Genomic DNA, 16242 nt, shown 5'->3' on the forward strand with positions numbered 1-16242 from the left:
CCTACATCTCGCTGTTCACCTTCTCCATGTTGATGCTCGTCATGAGCAACAACCTGCTGCAGCTGTTCTTCGGCTGGGAAGCCGTGGGCCTGGTGTCCTATCTGCTGATCGGCTTCTACTACAAGAAGCCCACGGCCATCTTCGCCAACATGAAGGCCTTCCTGGTCAACCGCGTGGGTGACTTCGGCTTCATTCTGGGCATCGGCCTGATCGCTGCCTACACCGGCACGCTGAACTACTCCGAAATCTTCGCCAAGCTGCCCGAGATCCAGAACACCCAGCTGCCCGGCACGGGCTGGCTGCTGGTGACCGTGACTGCCATCTGCCTGTTCATCGGTGCGATGGGCAAGTCGGCACAGTTCCCGCTGCACGCCTGGCTGCCGGACTCCATGGAAGGCCCCACACCTATCTCCGCGCTGATTCACGCGGCGACCATGGTGACGGCCGGCATCTTCATGGTGTCGCGCATGTCTCCCCTGTACGAGCTGTCGGATGCTGCGCTGAACTTCATCCTGGTGATCGGCTCCATCACGGCGCTGTTCATGGGTATCCTGGGCATCATCCAGAACGACATCAAGCGCGTGATCGCGTACTCCACGCTGTCCCAGCTGGGCTATATGACCATTGCGCTGGGCGTGTCGGCCTATTCGGTGTCCGTGTTCCACCTGATGACTCACGCCTTCTTCAAGGCTCTGCTGTTCCTCGGTGCCGGCTCCGTCATCATGGGCATGCACCACAACCAGGACATCCGCTGGATGGGCGGCGTGCGCAAGTACATGCCCATCACCTGGATCACCTTCCTTCTGGGTAACCTCGCGCTGATCGGCACGCCTTTCTTCTCGGGCTTCTACTCCAAGGACGCCATCATCGAGGCGGTTCACGCTTCCAACCTGCCCGCAGCCGGCTTTGCCAGCTTCGCAGTGCTGGCCGGTGTGTTCATCACGGCCTTCTACTCCTTCCGCCTGTACTTCATCGTCTTCCACGGCGAGGAACGCTACGACCAGAACCCCGATGCGCACCATGACGACCACCACGGTCATGACGACCACGGCCATGGTCATGGCGGCAAGCCCCATGAGTCGCCTCTGGTGGTGACCGGCCCCCTGATGCTGCTGGCCATTCCCTCGGTGGTGATCGGTGCGATTGCGCTGATGCCCATGCTGTTCGGCGACTTCTTCAAGGGCGTGATCCACGTCGATGGCTCCAAGCATGGCGCCATGGCCGAACTGGCCGAGCAGATCCACGGCTGGGTGCCCATGGCACTGCACGGCTTCACGGCTGCGCCGTTCTGGCTGGCTCTGGCCGGTGTGCTGGTGTCCTATGTGTTCTACATGGTCAAGCCCGAGATTCCTGCCGCCATCATGGCCTTCTCCAAGAAGATCGGTCTCTACCAGGTTCTGGAGGGCAAGTACGGCGTGGACTGGGTCTATGAGAACATCTTCGCCCGCGGCGCCCGTGCCTTCGGTACCTTCTTCTGGAAGGCCGGCGATCAGGCCATCATCGATGGCGCCATCGTCAACGGCTCCTGGAAGCTCATGGCCAAGTTCGGCCAGTGGGTGCGCGGCCTGCAAACAGGCTATCTCTATCACTACGCGTTGGTCATGCTGCTGGGTATCGTTGCCCTCATGACGTACTTCGTGTGGCTCAACAAGTAGTAGGGGAAAAACAAAAATGGGTTTGTTGAGTCTTTCTATCTGGGTGCCGATCGCTTTTGGCGCCCTCCTGCTGGCCTTCAGCAAAGAAGGGCAGGCCAATGCAGTGCGCTGGCTGGCCCTGATCGGTGCACTGATCGGCTTTGCGGTGACCATTCCTCTGGTCACCGGCTTCGACACCACGACTGCCAATATGCAGTTTGTGGAAAATGCGCTCTGGATTGAGCGCTTCAACATCCACTACCACCTGGGCGTGGATGGCATCTCCATGTGGTTTGTGCCGCTGACGGCGTTCATCACCGTCATCGTGGTGATTGCCTCCTGGGCCAACATCACCGAGCGCGTGAACCAGTACATGGGCGCGTTCCTGATCCTGTCGGGCCTGATGATCGGCGTGTTCGCCGCGCTGGACGGCATGCTGTTCTACGTGTTCTTCGAGGCAACCCTGATCCCGATGTATCTGATCATCGGTATCTGGGGCGGCCCGAACCGTATCTATGCGGCTTTCAAGTTCTTCCTGTACACCCTGATGGGCTCGCTGCTCACGCTGGTCGCACTGATCTACCTGTACACCCAGTCGGGCGGCAGCTTCGAGATCCTGGACTGGCACAAGCTGCCCCTGTCCGGCACGGCGCAGACGCTGATCTTCTTCGCCTTCTTCGCCGCCTTTGCCGTGAAGGTGCCCATGTTCCCGGTCCACACCTGGCTGCCCGATGTTCACGTCGAAGCACCTACCGGCGGCTCCGCCGTGCTGGCGGCCATCATGCTGAAGTTGGGTGCCTACGGCTTCCTGCGCTTCTCGCTGCCCATCGCTCCCGATGCGGCGCACGAGTGGTCGGGCCTCATGATCACGCTGTCCCTGATTGCCGTGATCTATGTGGGTGTGGTGGCCCTGGTGCAAAAGGACATGAAGAAGCTGGTGGCTTACTCGTCCGTGGCGCACATGGGTTTCGTGACCCTGGGCTTCTTCATGTTCAACAACCTGGGCATCTCCGGTGGCCTGGTGCAGATGATCGCCCACGGTTTCGTGTCCGGCGCCATGTTCCTGTGCATCGGCGTGCTGTACGACCGCGTTCACTCGCGTGAGATCGCCGCTTACGGCGGCGTGGTCAACACCATGCCCAAGTTCGCTGCCTTTGCCCTGCTGTTCGCCATGGCCAACTGCGGCCTGCCTGCCACTGCCGGTTTCGTTGGCGAGTGGATGGTGATCCTGGGCGCCGTGCAGTACAACTTCTGGATTGGTCTGGGCGCGGCAACCGCCCTGATCTTCGGCGCCGCCTACACCCTGTGGATGTACAAGCGCGTGTACCTGGGTGACGTGGCCAACGACCATGTGGCCGAACTCAAGGACATCAACTGCCGCGAATTCCTGGTGCTGGGCGTGCTGGCTGCGGCTGTGCTGGTCATGGGTCTGTATCCCAAGCCCTTCACCGATGTGATGGATGTGTCTGTGGCAGAGCTCATCAAGCATGTGGCTGTGAGCAAGCTCAACTGACCAGACTGAAACGAGAGACACGAGATGATTGACAACATCAGCTGGCTGGCGATCTACCCGGAGATCACTCTCCTGGTCATGGCCTGCGTCATTGCCTTGGTGGACCTGGGCATCAACAGTGCCCGTCGCACCGGCACCTATGTTCTGACCATGCTCACCCTGCTTGTCGTAGCGGTGATGCAGGGCATGTACGCCGCAAGCGGCAATACCTTCTACGGCTGGGGCAACATGGTTGTCTCGGACGCCATGGGCAACTGGCTCAAGTGCTTCGCCACCATCGCCATGATGATCACCATGGTCTACGGTCGCCCCTATGCGGCCGAGCGTGACATGCTGCGTGGCGGTGAGTTCTTCACCCTGTCCATGCTGGCCTTGCTGGGCATGTTCATCATGATCAGCGGCAACAACTTCTTGGTTCTGTACCTGGGCCTGGAGCTGCTGACCCTGTCGAGCTATGCGCTGGTGGCTCTGCGCCGCGACCACACCGTGTCCGTCGAGGCCGCCATGAAGTATTTCGTGCTGGGCGCGATGGCTTCCGGCTTCCTGCTGTACGGCATGTCCATGCTCTACGGAGCCACCGGTTCGCTGGATATCGGCCAGGTCTTCAAGGCCATCAATTCCGGCGAGATCAAGCACCAGGTGCTGGTCTTCGGTCTGGTCTTCGTGGTTGCCGGTCTGGCCTTCAAGCTGGGCGTGGTTCCCTTCCACATGTGGGTTCCCGACGTCTACCAGGGCGCACCTACGGCCATCACCGCCCTGATCGGCGGAGCACCCAAGCTGGCCGCCTTTGCCATGACCATCCGCCTGCTGGTGGACGGACTGCTGCCGCTGGCCATCGACTGGCAGCAGATGCTGATGGTTCTGGCCGTCTGCTCGCTGCTGATCGGCAATCTGGCCGGCCTGCAGCAGACCAGCCTCAAGCGCATGCTGGCTTACTCGACGATTTCCCAGATGGGCTTTGTGCTGCTGGGCCTGATGTCGGGTGTGGTGGACGGCAAGGTGGATCCGGCCACGGTCGAAAATGCCTACAGCTCGGCGATGTTCTACATCGTGACCTATGTGCTCACCGCTCTGGCTTCCTTCGGCGTGATCCTGCTGCTGGCCCGTGAAGGCTTTGAAAGCGAAGAAATCGCCGATCTGGCCGGCCTGAACCAGCGCAGCCCGCTGTACGCCGGTGTGATGGCCATCTGCCTGTTCTCCATGGCCGGTATTCCGCCCCTGGTCGGCTTCTACGCCAAGCTGTCCGTGCTGCAGGCCCTGGTCGCTTCGGGCAGCAGCCTGTACATCGGTCTGGCCGTGTTTGCCGTGATCATGTCGCTGATCGGTGCCTTCTATTACCTGCGCGTGGTCAAGGTCATGTACTTTGATGCTCCAATCACCGCGACCAGCGTGTCTGCCCCTCTGGACGTGCGCGTCGTGCTGACGATCAACGGTGCGCTGGTTCTGCTGCTGGGCATCCTGCCTGGCGGTCTGATGGCCTTGTGTGCTGACGCCGTTGTGCGTGCCCTGGCTTCCTGACAAGACGAACGTGATGAGGGCTCGATGCCCTCATCGCTTTTTCTAGGAATGGCTTTGTGTCTATAACCGCCTCTATCTGGCTCATCATCTTGGCTGCCCTTGTGGCAGCCAATTTGCCTTTTATCAACCAGCGTCTGGGCATTGTCGGCCCTGTCATGGCCGGTCGCAAACCGCTGTGGGTGCGCCTGCTGGAGATGCTTGCCCTGTATGTGCTGGTGGGCGGCCTGGGCTTGCTGCTGGAGCGCCGCGCCGGCCAGATATCTCCCCAGGGCTGGGAGTTTTATGCCATCACTGCTACCCTGTTCCTGACGCTGGCATTTCCCGGCTTTGTCTATCGCTATCTGGTTCACCGCAAGGGTTGAGTGGCGCCATGAAAGTGCTTGATCTTCACTGCCCTGCAGGCCATGTCTTCGAAGGCTGGTTTGCTTCGGAAGATGATTTTCAGAAACAGCTGCAGCGCAGGCTGGTGCAATGCCCTGTCTGCGGCGATAGCGATGTGACCAAACGCCTGAGTGCTCCCCGCCTCAATCTGGGCGCCCAGCCTCCCCAACCAACCCAGGCCCCGCATCCGGCCCCTGCCGCAGCGCCGGCGAGGGCCGCCAGCCCCGAAATCAGTGCCGAGGCACGCGCCTATCTGCAGTCCATGCAGGCTGCATGGATGCAGTGGTCGCGCAAGGTCGCTCAAAGCAGCGAGGATGTCGGCAGGAAATTTGCCGAAGAGGCGCGTCGCATTCACTATGGTGAAACCGAGGAGCGCGCCATTCGCGGTCAGACCAGCGCCCGCGAGGCCATGGAGCTGATCGAAGAGGGCATTGGCGTACTGCCCCTGGCCTTGCCCGAGTCGGCCAGCGGCGAGGGCGGCAGCGGCAGTCTGCAATAAGATCGTCCCGTTTGCTCCTCCGCAGGAGGTGAGAGTTGCGGTCTCAGTTCAACTGACGATAGACCGCATCGGCCAGCACCTGAAGCCGCTCGCGCGGCAGCGAAGCACTCAGCGCATAGCCCTGCCGGCCCTCTATCCAGTAAAAGCCATGGCTGGCTCCGTCTCTGCTCCATTCGAAGGAAGCGGGGGCGGACTTGGACTCCGCCTCGGCCTTGAGCACCGAGACATACAGGGTGACGCGCTGGCCGGCCTGATCCTCGTACATGAACTGGGCGCGCGCCTGGCCGCTTTCTCCGGGCAGCAGTCGCCCGCCCATGAGTTGAAAGCCCTGGGCTTCCAGCACCGGCGGCTTGAGCGCAACGCCCAGCCGCCTGGACAGCCACTGCACCAGATGCGCCTGCTGCTGTACCGCGACCTCGACGGGGTGGCGCTGCTCGGGCACATAGACTGCATGGGCTGCCGCTGCCTCGCGCACAAAACCCGGCAACTGCGCAAGCGGCGCGGCAGCCTGCGAAGCCGATGTCTGTCGGCCCGCACCGTAGCCCAGTCCCAGGCCCACGCTGAGCATGATGCCGGCGGCCAGCGCATGTGGCCAGCGCCACTGCAGCGACGGCTTTTGCAGTGAGCGGATGAGCCGGGGCGGCACCGGCTCTTCGAGCAAGGACGCATGCAGAGCCTGGAGGCCGGCATTCTGGGCCTGAATGCCGGCCATGCGCGCTGCTTCATCGGGGTGTTCGGCCAGCCATTGCGCCACCGCCGCAGCGGCATCGGGCTGCAACTCTCCATCCACCCAGGCATGCAGCGTGGCGTCATCGGGGCGCAGGGGTGTCATTGCACTTTCCTTCATTTGACAGCCCTCAACACGGTCGTCGCGGGTCTTTCTCCTTCCATGAGACGCCTGAGCTGCTCGCGGGCGCGCGAGAGGCGAGACATCACCGTTCCCACGGGAACGTCCAGCATCTGGGCGGCTTCCTGATAGCTGAACTGCTCCATGCCGATCAGCAGCAGCACCTCGCGTGCCTGGGGCGTGAGATGGGACAGGGCCCGCTCCAGGTCCAGCTGCAGCGTCAGCCTGGGCATGGGGTCGTGCGCCGCGTCCTGGGCCTCGTCCAGCTCCACCAGGCGATGGCGCGACGACTGCTGCCACTGATTGGCATAGAGGTTGTGCATCAGGGTCAGCAGCCAGCCGAGCAAGGCTTTCTGCGTCTGCTCGGCCGAGGCGTTGGCCGGCGCCCGCCAAAGGGCCCATTTCTGGCAGGCGCGCTCCAGCGTGTCCTGCACCAGATCGTCGGCGAGTACAGCATCGCCCGCCAGCACGCGTGCATAGCGGCGCAGGCGGGGGATATGGACCAGGGCGGCGTCGATCTTCACTCAAGGCTTGGCAACATGCCAGCTATTGTTGAGAAAGCCGTCACCCGTCTTGTCGCCCGGCTTGGCGTCCTTGGCCCAGTGATAGAGGGGGCGTCCCTTGTACGCCCATTGCTTGCTGCCGTCGTCGCGCATCACCACGCTCCAGTCGCCGATCGGTGCTGCATTCGCTGGCGCTGTCAAAGGTGGCCAGTTGGTGGCACAGCCGCCGTTGCAGACGCTTTTGCCGGAGCCGGCGGCATCCTTGTCAAAGACGTAGAGCGTCATCTGGGTCGGTCCGACCAGCACACCGTTGAGCGTGGTGGCCGGGGACTTTGCCGGGGCGACCGGACCGGTCGAGCAAGCCGCCAGAAGGGCGGCAGAAGCGAGCGTCAGGGAAGCGATGCGAAACATGAGGTCTCTCCTTGTGGTTGACCTGCAGTAAACAGTGCTGCACGGGGTTTTATTCCATGCGTTTTCGCGCCCGAATTCAAGCGTTGCGCGGCAACGCCAGCAGACACCGTCCTCCCAACCGCCGGGCCGATGTCTGGGTCGCGGCTGTCACCCGTTGAATATGGATTTCAGCGGCAGATTGATGGGAAACCCCGATGAGACAGCACAAGCAGCTTTTAAATGCATGGCGAGTCAGGGCGCATTTGTCGTTAATAGTTTTGAAGGACGACAAATAGCAAGCATATTTGCGGGGTTTGGGCTAGTAACCCGGTTCATCCAGTGGGAATTGAGAGACTCAGGGTTTACGGCATCAGGGCCAATCTGGGGAGGCTTGCCAGAGTACCGCGAATTTCGCCCGAACTTATTAAACTTGATAGCGCAATATATATGAGGCATAAGCTTTTTTGGGAGTTCCGGGGCGGATGCCGGCATTCCAGGTGATTCAGCGGTCTTTCGAGTGACTGGATATTGAGATGCGTTTGAAGTTTGCAGTCACTCCTGTTGTATCTGTTTGTCTTGTGGTGAATTAGGGAAAGCATAAGTAGGGCACTGTCGCGTTCCTAGGAGTTTCCCGCTGCGGCACTGCAGCATGAAAGACCAAGATGCCGCTCAGGCAGAGGAAGCACGGCAAGGTGCTGCCTCTTTGTTTTGCAGCATTCAGGACTGACGGCCAGCGCATGAGCGACCTTATTCTCGAAACCAGGCAACTCACCAAAGAGTTCAAAGGCTTTACCGCGGTCAGCAAGGTGGATCTGGCCGTGCAGCGTGGCTCCATTCATGCGCTGATCGGGCCCAATGGCGCGGGCAAGACCACTTGCTTCAATCTGCTGACCAAGTTTCTGGAGCCCACTTCCGGGAGCATTCAGTTCAACGGGGCAGACATTACCCGCGAGGCGCCGGCACAGATTGCGCGACGCGGCGTGATTCGCTCGTTTCAGATTTCCGCCGTCTTTCCCCACTGCACCCTGCTGGAGAACGTGCGCATCGGCCTGCAGCGCAAGCTGGGAACGGCCTACCAGTTCTGGACCAGCGAAAAGACGCTCAATCAGCTCAACGACCGCGCCATGGAGTTGCTGACCGAAGTCGGTCTGCAGGACCTGGCCGATGAAGTGACCGTGAACCTGCCCTACGGACGCAAGCGGGCCCTGGAAATTGCGACCACGCTGGCCATGGAGCCCGAGCTGATGCTGCTGGACGAGCCCACGCAGGGCATGGGTCACGAGGACGTGGACCGCGTGACGCAGCTCATCAAGAAGGTCTCTGCAGGCCGCACCATCCTGATGGTGGAGCACAACATGAAGGTGATCGCCACCATCGCCGATCGCATCACCGTGCTGCAGCGCGGCGCGGTTCTGGCCGAAGGGCGCTATGAAGAGGTTTCCCGTAATCCGCAGGTGATGGAGGCCTATATGGGGACCACGGACGGGCAGCTCCAGGGAGGGCATTGAATGCTCCCCCTGTGCCGCTCGCGCGGCTTCCCCCTGAGGGGGACGGCAGCTTCGCCGCAGGGCGGCCTTTGCTTGCTGCCTCTGGCTTTTGCGCATGCTTGATTTGAGTGAGACGAATGAATAAGACAAGTACTCCGGCGCTGGAAATTTCGGGACTCAATGCCTGGTATGGCGAATCCCATGTGCTGCATGGCATGGATCTGGTGGTCAATCCTGGCGAGGTGGTGACCTTGCTGGGGCGCAATGGCGCGGGGCGCACTTCCACGCTGCGCGCCATCATGGGGCTGACCGGTTCGCGCAAGGGCTCGATCAGGATCAACGGCGTGGAAACCATTCACATGCCCACCCACAGGATCGCCCACCTGGGCGTGGGCTACTGCCCCGAGGAGCGCGGCATTTTCTCCAGCCTGTCCTGCGAAGAAAACCTGATGCTGCCGCCGCCGCTCAAGACCGGCGAGCCGGGGATGAGCATCGACGAGATCTATCAGATGTTCCCCAACCTCTATGAGCGCAGGAACAGCCAGGGCACGCGTCTGTCGGGCGGCGAACAGCAGATGCTGGCCGTGGCGCGGATTCTGCGCACGGGTGCGCGTCTGCTGCTGCTCGACGAGATTTCCGAAGGCCTGGCCCCGGTCATCGTCCAGACCCTGGCTCGGATGATCACCACGCTGCGCGAGAAAGGCTACACCGTGGTGATGGTGGAGCAGAACTTCCGCTTTGCCGCCCCGCTCGCCGACCGCTTCTATGTGGTCGAGCACGGCCATGTCGCCCTGCGCTTCGGAGCCAGCGAACTGGACGAGAAGATGTCCGTGCTCAACGAGCTGCTGGGCGTCTGAGCCTTCAAGCACCTCCCATTCGTTCACAACAGAGACCCAACCCGTGGAGATAAAGATGAAAGCAAAACTGAGCGTTCTCTCTTGCATGCTGGCCGTGGCCGGTCTGTCCAGCCCCCTGGCCCAGGCCCAGGAAAAGGTGAAGATCGGTTTCGTCACTGACATGTCCAGCCTGTACGCCGACGTGGAGGGCAAGAACGGTGCGGTCGCCATGCAGATGGCGATCGACGACTTCGGCGGCAAGGCCCTGGGCCAGCCCATCGAGCTGGTCAGTGCAGACCATCAGAACAAGGCCGACATCGCAGCTTCCAAGGTGCGAGAGTGGATTGATACACAGGGTATCTCCATGGTCTTCAGCGGCACCAATTCGGGCACGGCGCTGGCCGTCTCCCAGATCGCCAACGAGAAAAAGCGCGTCCACTTCAACAGCGGCGCGGGCTCGTCCGCACTGACCAACGAGCAGTGCAACCCCTATACCGTGCACTACGCCTACGACACTGTGGCCCTGGCCAAGGGAACGGGGGGGGCCGTGGTGGATCGCGGCGGCAAGGACTGGTTCTTCCTGACCGCCGACTATGCCTTCGGCCAGGCGCTGGAAGCCGACACCACCAAGGTCATCAACGCCAAGGGCGGCAAGGTGCTGGGCTCGGTCAAGCATCCGCTCAATGCTTCGGACTTCTCGTCCTTCCTGCTGCAGGCACAAAGCTCCAAAGCCCATATCCTGGGTCTGGCCAATGCGGGCGGCGACACCATCAATGCCATCAAGGCTGCCAAGGAGTTCGGCATCAACAAGACCATGAAGACTGCCGGTCTGCTGGTCTTCCTGACCGACATCCACAGCCTGGGCCTGAAGAACACCGAAGGTCTGCTGCACACCACCAGCTGGTACTGGGACATGAACGACGAATCGCGCAAGTTCGCCAACAAGTTCTTTGCCAAGACCAAGCGCATGCCCACCGATGTGCAGGCCGCCGACTACTCGGCCGTGATGAACTATCTGAAGGCCGTCGAAGCGGTCAAGACCACCAATGCCGACAAGGTGATGGCTCACCTCAAGAGCACGCCCATCAACGACTTCTACGGCAAGGGCGTGATCCGTCCCGACGGCACGTTTGCCCACGATATGTATCTGGTCGAAGCCAAGAAGCCCAGCGAATCCACCAAGCCCTGGGACTACCTCAAGGTGCTGACCAAGCTGCCCGCCGAGACGGTCTGGACCACCAAGGCCGAAACCAAGTGCGCACTCTGGAAGTAATGGCACCACCGGTTTGATGCACACCTCACCCTCACCAGCGTATCTCTCATGGAAATCTTCGGCGTTTCATTGCCCGGCCTGATGAGCCAGCTCCTTCTGGGGCTGGTCAACGGCTCGTTCTACGCAATTCTGAGCCTGGGCCTGGCCGTGATCTTCGGCCTGCTCAATGTCATCAACTTTGCGCATGGCGCCCTGTTCATGCTGGGGGCCATGTGCACCTGGATGGCCATGAGCTATTTCGGCATCAACTACTGGGTGATGCTGATCCTGTCGCCGGTGCTGGTGGGGATTCTGGGGGTGTTGATCGAGCGCTTTTTGCTGCGCTGGATCTACAAGCTCGATCATCTCTACGGCCTGCTGCTCACGCTGGGGCTGTCGCTGCTGATCGAGGGGGTGTTCCGCTCCGTGTATGGCGTCTCGGGCCTGGGCTACGACACGCCCGAGCTGCTCGAAGGCGCAACCAATCTCGGCTTCATGATCCTGCCCAATTACCGTGCCTGGGTGGTCGTCGCTTCCATCGTGGTGTGCGTGGCGACCTGGTTTGTGATCGAGAAGACGCGCATCGGCGCCTATCTGCGTGCCGGCACCGAGAACCCGCGTCTGGTCGAGGCGTTCGGCGTCAACGTGCCCGTGATGATCACGCTGACCTATGCCTTCGGTGCCGCGCTGGCCGCCTTTGCGGGCGTGCTGGCCGCTCCGGTCTATCAGGTCACGCCGCTGATGGGGCAGAACCTCATCATCGTGGTCTTTGCCGTGGTGGTGATCGGTGGCATGGGCTCCATCATGGGCTCCATCCTCACCGGTCTGGCACTGGGCGTCATCGAGGGACTGACCAAGGTTTTCTGGCCCGAGGCCTCGTCCACCGTCGTGTTTTTCATCATGGTGATTGTTTTGCTGATTCGCCCCGCTGGCTTGTTCGGTAAAGAAAAATAAGAGGGGCACGACATGAAATCCAAGACGCTTGTTCAACGCATTGCCCCCGTGGGCTACGGCCTGCTGCTGCTGGGTCTGATCGTCGCGCCCCTGCTCGGTGCCTATCCCGTTTTTGTGATGAAGCTGATGTGCTTTGCACTGTTTGCTTCGGCCTTCAATCTGCTGCTGGGCTATACAGGGCTGCTGTCCTTCGGCCATGCGGCTTTTCTGGGCGGTGCCGCCTATGTGGCGGGCTACAGCATCAAGGCCTGGGGCTTCACGCCCGAGATCGGCATGCTGCTGGGCACCTTGGTCGGTGGTCTGCTGGGTCTGATCTTTGGCTGGCTGGCCATCCGTCGCCAGGGCATTTATTTCTCCATGATCACGCTGGCGCTGGCCCAGATGCTGTTCTTTGTCGCACTGCAGGCCAAGTTCACGGGCGGCGAAGACGGCTTGCAGGGCGTGCCGCGCGGCAAGCTGTTCGGCGTGATCGACCTGAGCAGCGACATGGTCATGTACTACGTGGCCCTGGTCATCGTGGTGGCTGCCTTTCTGCTCATTGTGCGCACCATCCATTCGCCGTTCGGGCAGGTGCTCAAGGCCATCAAGGAGAACGAGCCGCGCGCCATCTCGCTGGGTTATGACGTCAACCGCTTCAAGCTGCTGGCCTTTGTCATCTCTGCAGCCCTGACGGGTCTGGCCGGTTCCCTCAAGACCCTGGTGCTGGGCTTTGCCACCCTGTCCGATGTGCACTGGACCACTTCCGGTCACGTGATTTTGATGACGCTGATGGGTGGTCTGGGCACGCTGTCGGGTCCGCTGCTGGGCTCGGCCGTCGTTGTGGCGCTGGAAAACAAGATCGGCGAGTTCGGTACCTTTCTGGCGCACGCCACGGGAGTGGAGTGGTTTGGCACATTGGGCGAGTCGGTCACCATCGTCACCGGCCTGATCTTTGTGCTCTGTGTGCTGCTGTTCCGCAAGGGCATCATGGGCGAGCTGATCGCCTGGCTGCAGCGTCGCAAATAAGGCGCTTTATCCTCTCTCCAAAGGCCGCATCTGCGGCCTTTTTTGTTGCCCTGAATTCCAAGTGGAAATGGAAATTTCAGAGATTCCTGAAATTGCTGGTACACGTTTGCAAGCGATGGACTTTATTTCTCACAACAATGGACTTTTTTTCTCATTCAAAAAAATGCCTAGCTGCGACCGGGTGTCGGTGCGCACGCGGGCTCATACCGTTCGAGGTTCGATATGACACATCAGGAGCAGGCGCAGCCCTTGGCTGCGCGCATCTGGCTCTGGGTTCTGGGGGCGGCACTGGCGCTTGCCGGCCTGTTCTTCTTGATAGGCGGTGGCAAGCTCATCAGCCTGGGCGGCAGCTGGTACTTCCTGCTCGCGGGTCTAGGACTGCTGCTGTCCGGCCTGCAGCTGATTCGCCGCCGGGCGAGCGGTGCATGGTTCTATCTGGCCACTTTTGCCGCCACCGTGCTTTGGGCGCTGGCTGAAGTCGGCCTCGATTACTGGAGCCTGATTTCGCGGCTGCTGGCCTTGACTTTTGCCGCCGTGGCGGTGCTGGCCAGCATGCCTTTGCTGCGCAAGGCTGGCGGGTCGATCAATGCCCCGACCAGCAAGGCGCCGTTTGCTGGCGCAGCGGTCCTGCTTCTGGCTGGCATGGCGGCTTTTGTGTCCATGTTCCAGATCCACCCCGAGGTGCAGACCCAGTCTGCCGTGACCCGCAAGCCCGTGGATGCGGCCAGTGAGCAAAAGGACTGGAGCCATTACGGCAACAGCAGCAACAACGACCGCTTTGCCGCGCTGGATCAGATCAACGCGGACAACGTGAACCAGCTTCAGGTGGCCTGGACCTTCCGTACCGGCGATGTGCCCCAATCCACGGGGGCCGGCGCTGAAGACCAGACCACGCCGCTGCAGGTGGGCGACAAGGTGTTTGTCTGCACTCCCAGCAACAACGTGATTGCGCTGGACGCCGATACCGGCAAGCAGCTGTGGCGCCATGACACCAACTCCCATGTGGGCGGTGTGTGGGAGCGTTGCCGCGGCCTGGCTTACTTCGATGCGGATGCAGCACTGGCCCAGCCCAGCGTGCCGGGATCGACGCCCGTGCAGGCAGTGAGTCTGCCTGCCGGCGCAGCCTGCAAGCGCCGCATTCTCATGAACACCATCGACGCGCGCCTGTTTGCCATCAATGCAGACAATGGCGAGCTCTGCGACGAGTTCGGCGAACATGGCGTGGTCGACCTCAAGCAGGGCATCGGCACTGTTTCCAATCCCGCGTTCTACACCCTGACATCGGCCCCCACGGTGGCCGGCACCACGGTGGTGGTCGGTGGTCGCGTGGCCGACAATGTGCAGGTGGACATGCCTGGTGGCGTGATCCGCGGCTTCGATGTGGTGAGCGGTGCGCAGCGCTGGGCATTCGATTCCGGATCGGCCACGCCCAATGAAGTGCTCAAGCCTGGCCAGACCTACACCCGCTCATCGGCCAATGTCTGGGCGGGAACGACCTACGACCCCGGCTCCAACACCGTGTATCTGCCCATGGGCTCGCCCTCGGTGGACCTCTACGGCGCCACGCGCTCTGCCGTGGACCTGAAGTACGGCGCTTCCATCCTCGCGCTGGATGCTGCCACGGGCAAGGAAAAATGGGTGTACCAGACCGTGCACAACGATCTGTGGGACTTCGACGTTCCCATGGCGCCCACGCTGATCGACTTCCCTCGGCAGGACGGCACAAGCACCCCCGCGCTGGTGGTCGGCACCAAGGCCGGTCAGATCTTCGTACTGGACCGCCACAGCGGCAAGCCGTTGACCAAGGTGGAAGACATGGCCGTCAAGCCCGGTCATATTCCCGGTGAAAAATATGCTCCGAACCAGCCTCTTTCCGTGGGGATGCCGCAGATCGGCACCAAGACCCTGACCGAAGCCGATATGTGGGGTGCGACCCCGGTGGATCAACTGATCTGCCGCATCAAGTTCAAGTCCATGCGCTATGAAGGCCTGTTCACGGCGCCAGGCACCGATGTGTCGCTGAGCTTCCCCGGTTCGCTGGGCGGCATGAACTGGGGAGGGCTGTCTGCGGACCCCACCAACAACCTGATCTTTGTGAACGACATGCGTCTGGGCCTGTGGGTGCAGATGATGCCCCAGCAGAAAAAGGACAAGCTGTCCGACGGCGGCGAGGCGCCCAACACCGGCATGGGCCAGGTACCGCTGGGCGGCACTCCCTATGCGGTGATCAAGGATCGTTTCATGTCGCCGCTGGGTATCCCTTGCCAGAAACCTCCGTTCGGCACGCTGACCGCCATCGACATGAAGACCCAGCAAGTGGTCTGGCAGGTGCCTGTGGGCACGGTGCAGGATCAGGGTCCCATGGGTATCAAGATGCGCATGCCCATGCCGGTGGGCTTGCCCACGCTGGGCGGTACGCTGGCGACGCAAGGCGGCCTGGTGTTCTTTGCCGGCACGCAGGATTACTATCTGCGCGCCTGGGATAGCGCCACTGGCCGGGAAATCTGGAAGAGCCGTCTGCCTGTGGGCAGCCAGGGCGGCCCCATGACCTACAAGTCGCCCAGAACCGGCAAGCAGTATGTGGTGATCTCGGCCGGCGGTGCCCGCCAGTCGCCCGACCGCGGTGACTATGTGATTGCCTACGCATTGCCCGATAGCGACAAATAAGCGACGCAGGCACTGAACCGAAAAGCCATGGCTCGTCAGAGCCATGGCTTTTTTCATCGCCGTGCAGCACCAAGATCAAAAGCGCCTCCTCTCCGAGGGGCTGCGACCACACGCAGTGGGAAGTGTGGGGGCCTTTTTTCATGTACGCTGGCGCGCTTGAGTCAATGGAGATGTGGTCGTGAGCGAGCAGCAAGGTCCTGAACATTCACTGAGCCAGCAGCCTTCGGCAGACGAGGCCTCGGCCGATATGCGCCAGGCCCTGCTGGACGCGGGCAAGACCGAGTTTGCCAACTACGGCTATGACGGGGCGCGGCTGGAGCGCATTGCTGCCAGGGCGGGCTGCGCCAAGCGCATGCTGTATTACTACTTCGGTAACAAGAAGGATGTGTATCTCGCAGTCATCGAGCAGAGCTATTCGGATATCCGCGAGTCCGAGGAGCTGCTCAATCTCGATGCGCTGGAGCCCTTGCAGGCGCTGCATGCGCTGGCGCGCAAGAGCTTCGAGTATCACGAGCAGAACCGGGAGTTCACGCGTCTGGTGCTGCAGGAGAATTTCCAGAGCGGAGAGATGCTGGGCCAGATCTCCAAGACCGAGCTGTTGCGCAAGGCGGCGCTGGAGCCTATCGAGCGCATCCTGCAGCGCGGCGTGGCGCAGGGCTTGTTCAGGGAGCAGCCGACCGCTGTCGATGTCCACTATCTGATTTCGGCCCTGTCCGGCTTCCGCGTGGATCATGCCGCGACCTGGCAGAGCCTGCT

15 protein-coding genes are annotated in these 16242 nt (G+C 61.5%); 12 read left to right on the forward strand and 3 right to left on the reverse strand.

What is annotated here, in order from left to right:
- The 5 genes from nuoL to E2583_RS11600 form a co-directional block, all read left to right on the forward strand.
- The coding region (gene nuoL / locus E2583_RS11580; RefSeq protein ID WP_291595927.1) for an NADH-quinone oxidoreductase subunit L at window positions 1-1655 on the forward strand (1655 nt) is incomplete at its 5' end.
- Between the two features lie 16 nt (window positions 1656-1671).
- Window positions 1672-3147: an NADH-quinone oxidoreductase subunit M gene (locus E2583_RS11585; protein ID WP_291595929.1), complete on the forward strand. Its 1476-nt coding sequence runs from the start codon at window positions 1672-1674 to the stop codon at window positions 3145-3147.
- Window positions 3148-3171: 24 nt separating this feature from the next.
- A complete protein-coding gene (nuoN, locus tag E2583_RS11590; RefSeq protein WP_291595931.1) occupies window positions 3172-4665 on the forward strand; it encodes an NADH-quinone oxidoreductase subunit NuoN in 1494 nt (497 codons plus the stop codon).
- A gap of 56 nt (window positions 4666-4721) precedes the next feature.
- On the forward strand, window positions 4722-5027 hold the full coding sequence (locus E2583_RS11595) for a DUF2818 family protein (RefSeq protein ID WP_291595932.1): 306 nt from the start codon (window positions 4722-4724) through the stop codon (window positions 5025-5027).
- Between the two features lie 8 nt (window positions 5028-5035).
- A complete protein-coding gene (locus E2583_RS11600; RefSeq protein ID WP_291595934.1) occupies window positions 5036-5545 on the forward strand; it encodes a DUF1178 family protein in 510 nt (169 codons plus the stop codon).
- A 43-nt stretch (window positions 5546-5588) separates the two neighbouring features.
- Here the strand turns inward: E2583_RS11600 and E2583_RS11605 are convergent, their stop codons facing one another.
- Genes E2583_RS11605 through E2583_RS11615 form a run of 3 tightly spaced genes read right to left on the reverse strand, consistent with a single transcriptional unit; the run spans window position 5589 to window position 7306 of the window.
- Entirely contained in the window at window positions 5589-6377 is a 789-nt protein-coding gene (locus tag E2583_RS11605) for an anti-sigma factor (protein WP_291595936.1), read from the reverse strand.
- A gap of 11 nt (window positions 6378-6388) precedes the next feature.
- The gene (locus tag E2583_RS11610; RefSeq protein ID WP_291595938.1) at window positions 6389-6916 is read right to left on the reverse strand and encodes an RNA polymerase sigma factor; all 528 of its coding nucleotides are present in this window, start codon (window positions 6914-6916) and stop codon (window positions 6389-6391) included.
- Window positions 6917-7306, reverse strand: a complete 390-nt coding sequence (locus E2583_RS11615) for a hypothetical protein (RefSeq protein ID WP_291595940.1) — start codon at window positions 7304-7306, stop codon at window positions 6917-6919.
- A 716-nt stretch (window positions 7307-8022) separates the two neighbouring features.
- Here E2583_RS11615 and E2583_RS11620 point away from each other — a divergent pair.
- From E2583_RS11620 to E2583_RS11650, 7 genes are all read left to right on the forward strand, one after another.
- On the forward strand, window positions 8023-8793 hold the full coding sequence (locus E2583_RS11620) for an ABC transporter ATP-binding protein (RefSeq protein ID WP_291595942.1): 771 nt from the start codon (window positions 8023-8025) through the stop codon (window positions 8791-8793).
- 116 nt (window positions 8794-8909) lie between these two features.
- On the forward strand, window positions 8910-9629 hold the full coding sequence (locus E2583_RS11625; RefSeq protein ID WP_291595944.1) for an ABC transporter ATP-binding protein: 720 nt from the start codon (window positions 8910-8912) through the stop codon (window positions 9627-9629).
- Between the two features lie 55 nt (window positions 9630-9684).
- On the forward strand, window positions 9685-10881 hold the full coding sequence (locus tag E2583_RS11630) for an ABC transporter substrate-binding protein (protein WP_003064413.1): 1197 nt from the start codon (window positions 9685-9687) through the stop codon (window positions 10879-10881).
- 48 nt (window positions 10882-10929) lie between these two features.
- Window positions 10930-11814, forward strand: coding sequence for a branched-chain amino acid ABC transporter permease (locus tag E2583_RS11635; RefSeq protein WP_003057801.1), 885 nt, complete (start codon window positions 10930-10932; stop codon window positions 11812-11814).
- A gap of 12 nt (window positions 11815-11826) precedes the next feature.
- On the forward strand, window positions 11827-12819 hold the full coding sequence (locus E2583_RS11640; protein WP_291595949.1) for a branched-chain amino acid ABC transporter permease: 993 nt from the start codon (window positions 11827-11829) through the stop codon (window positions 12817-12819).
- A 222-nt stretch (window positions 12820-13041) separates the two neighbouring features.
- Window positions 13042-15486 carry a membrane-bound PQQ-dependent dehydrogenase, glucose/quinate/shikimate family gene (locus E2583_RS11645; RefSeq protein ID WP_291595951.1) on the forward strand — a complete coding sequence of 815 codons (2445 nt, stop codon included), beginning with the start codon at window positions 13042-13044 and terminating at the stop codon, window positions 15484-15486.
- A 178-nt stretch (window positions 15487-15664) separates the two neighbouring features.
- The coding region (locus tag E2583_RS11650) for a TetR/AcrR family transcriptional regulator (protein ID WP_291595953.1) at window positions 15665-16242 on the forward strand (578 nt) is incomplete at its 3' end.

The organism is Comamonas sp. (genome assembly GCF_009360615.1).
Lineage (GTDB): Bacteria > Pseudomonadota > Gammaproteobacteria > Burkholderiales > Burkholderiaceae_C > Comamonas.

Bases quoted from the DNA above. Each gene is read 5' to 3' on its own strand.
- E2583_RS11615 (WP_291595940.1), bottom strand. From the start codon at position 7,306: ATGTTTCGCATCGCTTCCCTGACGCTCGCTTCTGCCGCCCTTCTGGCG.
- E2583_RS11635 (WP_003057801.1), top strand. From the start codon at position 10,930: ATGGAAATCTTCGGCGTTTCATTGCCCGGCCTGATGAGCCAGCTCCTT.
- E2583_RS11600 (WP_291595934.1), top strand. From the start codon at position 5,036: ATGAAAGTGCTTGATCTTCACTGCCCTGCAGGCCATGTCTTCGAAGGC.
- E2583_RS11605 (WP_291595936.1), bottom strand. From the start codon at position 6,377: ATGACACCCCTGCGCCCCGATGACGCCACGCTGCATGCCTGGGTGGAT.
- nuoN (WP_291595931.1), top strand. From the start codon at position 3,172: ATGATTGACAACATCAGCTGGCTGGCGATCTACCCGGAGATCACTCTC.
- E2583_RS11620 (WP_291595942.1), top strand. From the start codon at position 8,023: ATGAGCGACCTTATTCTCGAAACCAGGCAACTCACCAAAGAGTTCAAA.
- E2583_RS11585 (WP_291595929.1), top strand. From the start codon at position 1,672: ATGGGTTTGTTGAGTCTTTCTATCTGGGTGCCGATCGCTTTTGGCGCC.
- E2583_RS11645 (WP_291595951.1), top strand. From the start codon at position 13,042: ATGACACATCAGGAGCAGGCGCAGCCCTTGGCTGCGCGCATCTGGCTC.
- E2583_RS11640 (WP_291595949.1), top strand. From the start codon at position 11,827: ATGAAATCCAAGACGCTTGTTCAACGCATTGCCCCCGTGGGCTACGGC.
- E2583_RS11625 (WP_291595944.1), top strand. From the start codon at position 8,910: ATGAATAAGACAAGTACTCCGGCGCTGGAAATTTCGGGACTCAATGCC.
- E2583_RS11630 (WP_003064413.1), top strand. From the start codon at position 9,685: ATGAAAGCAAAACTGAGCGTTCTCTCTTGCATGCTGGCCGTGGCCGGT.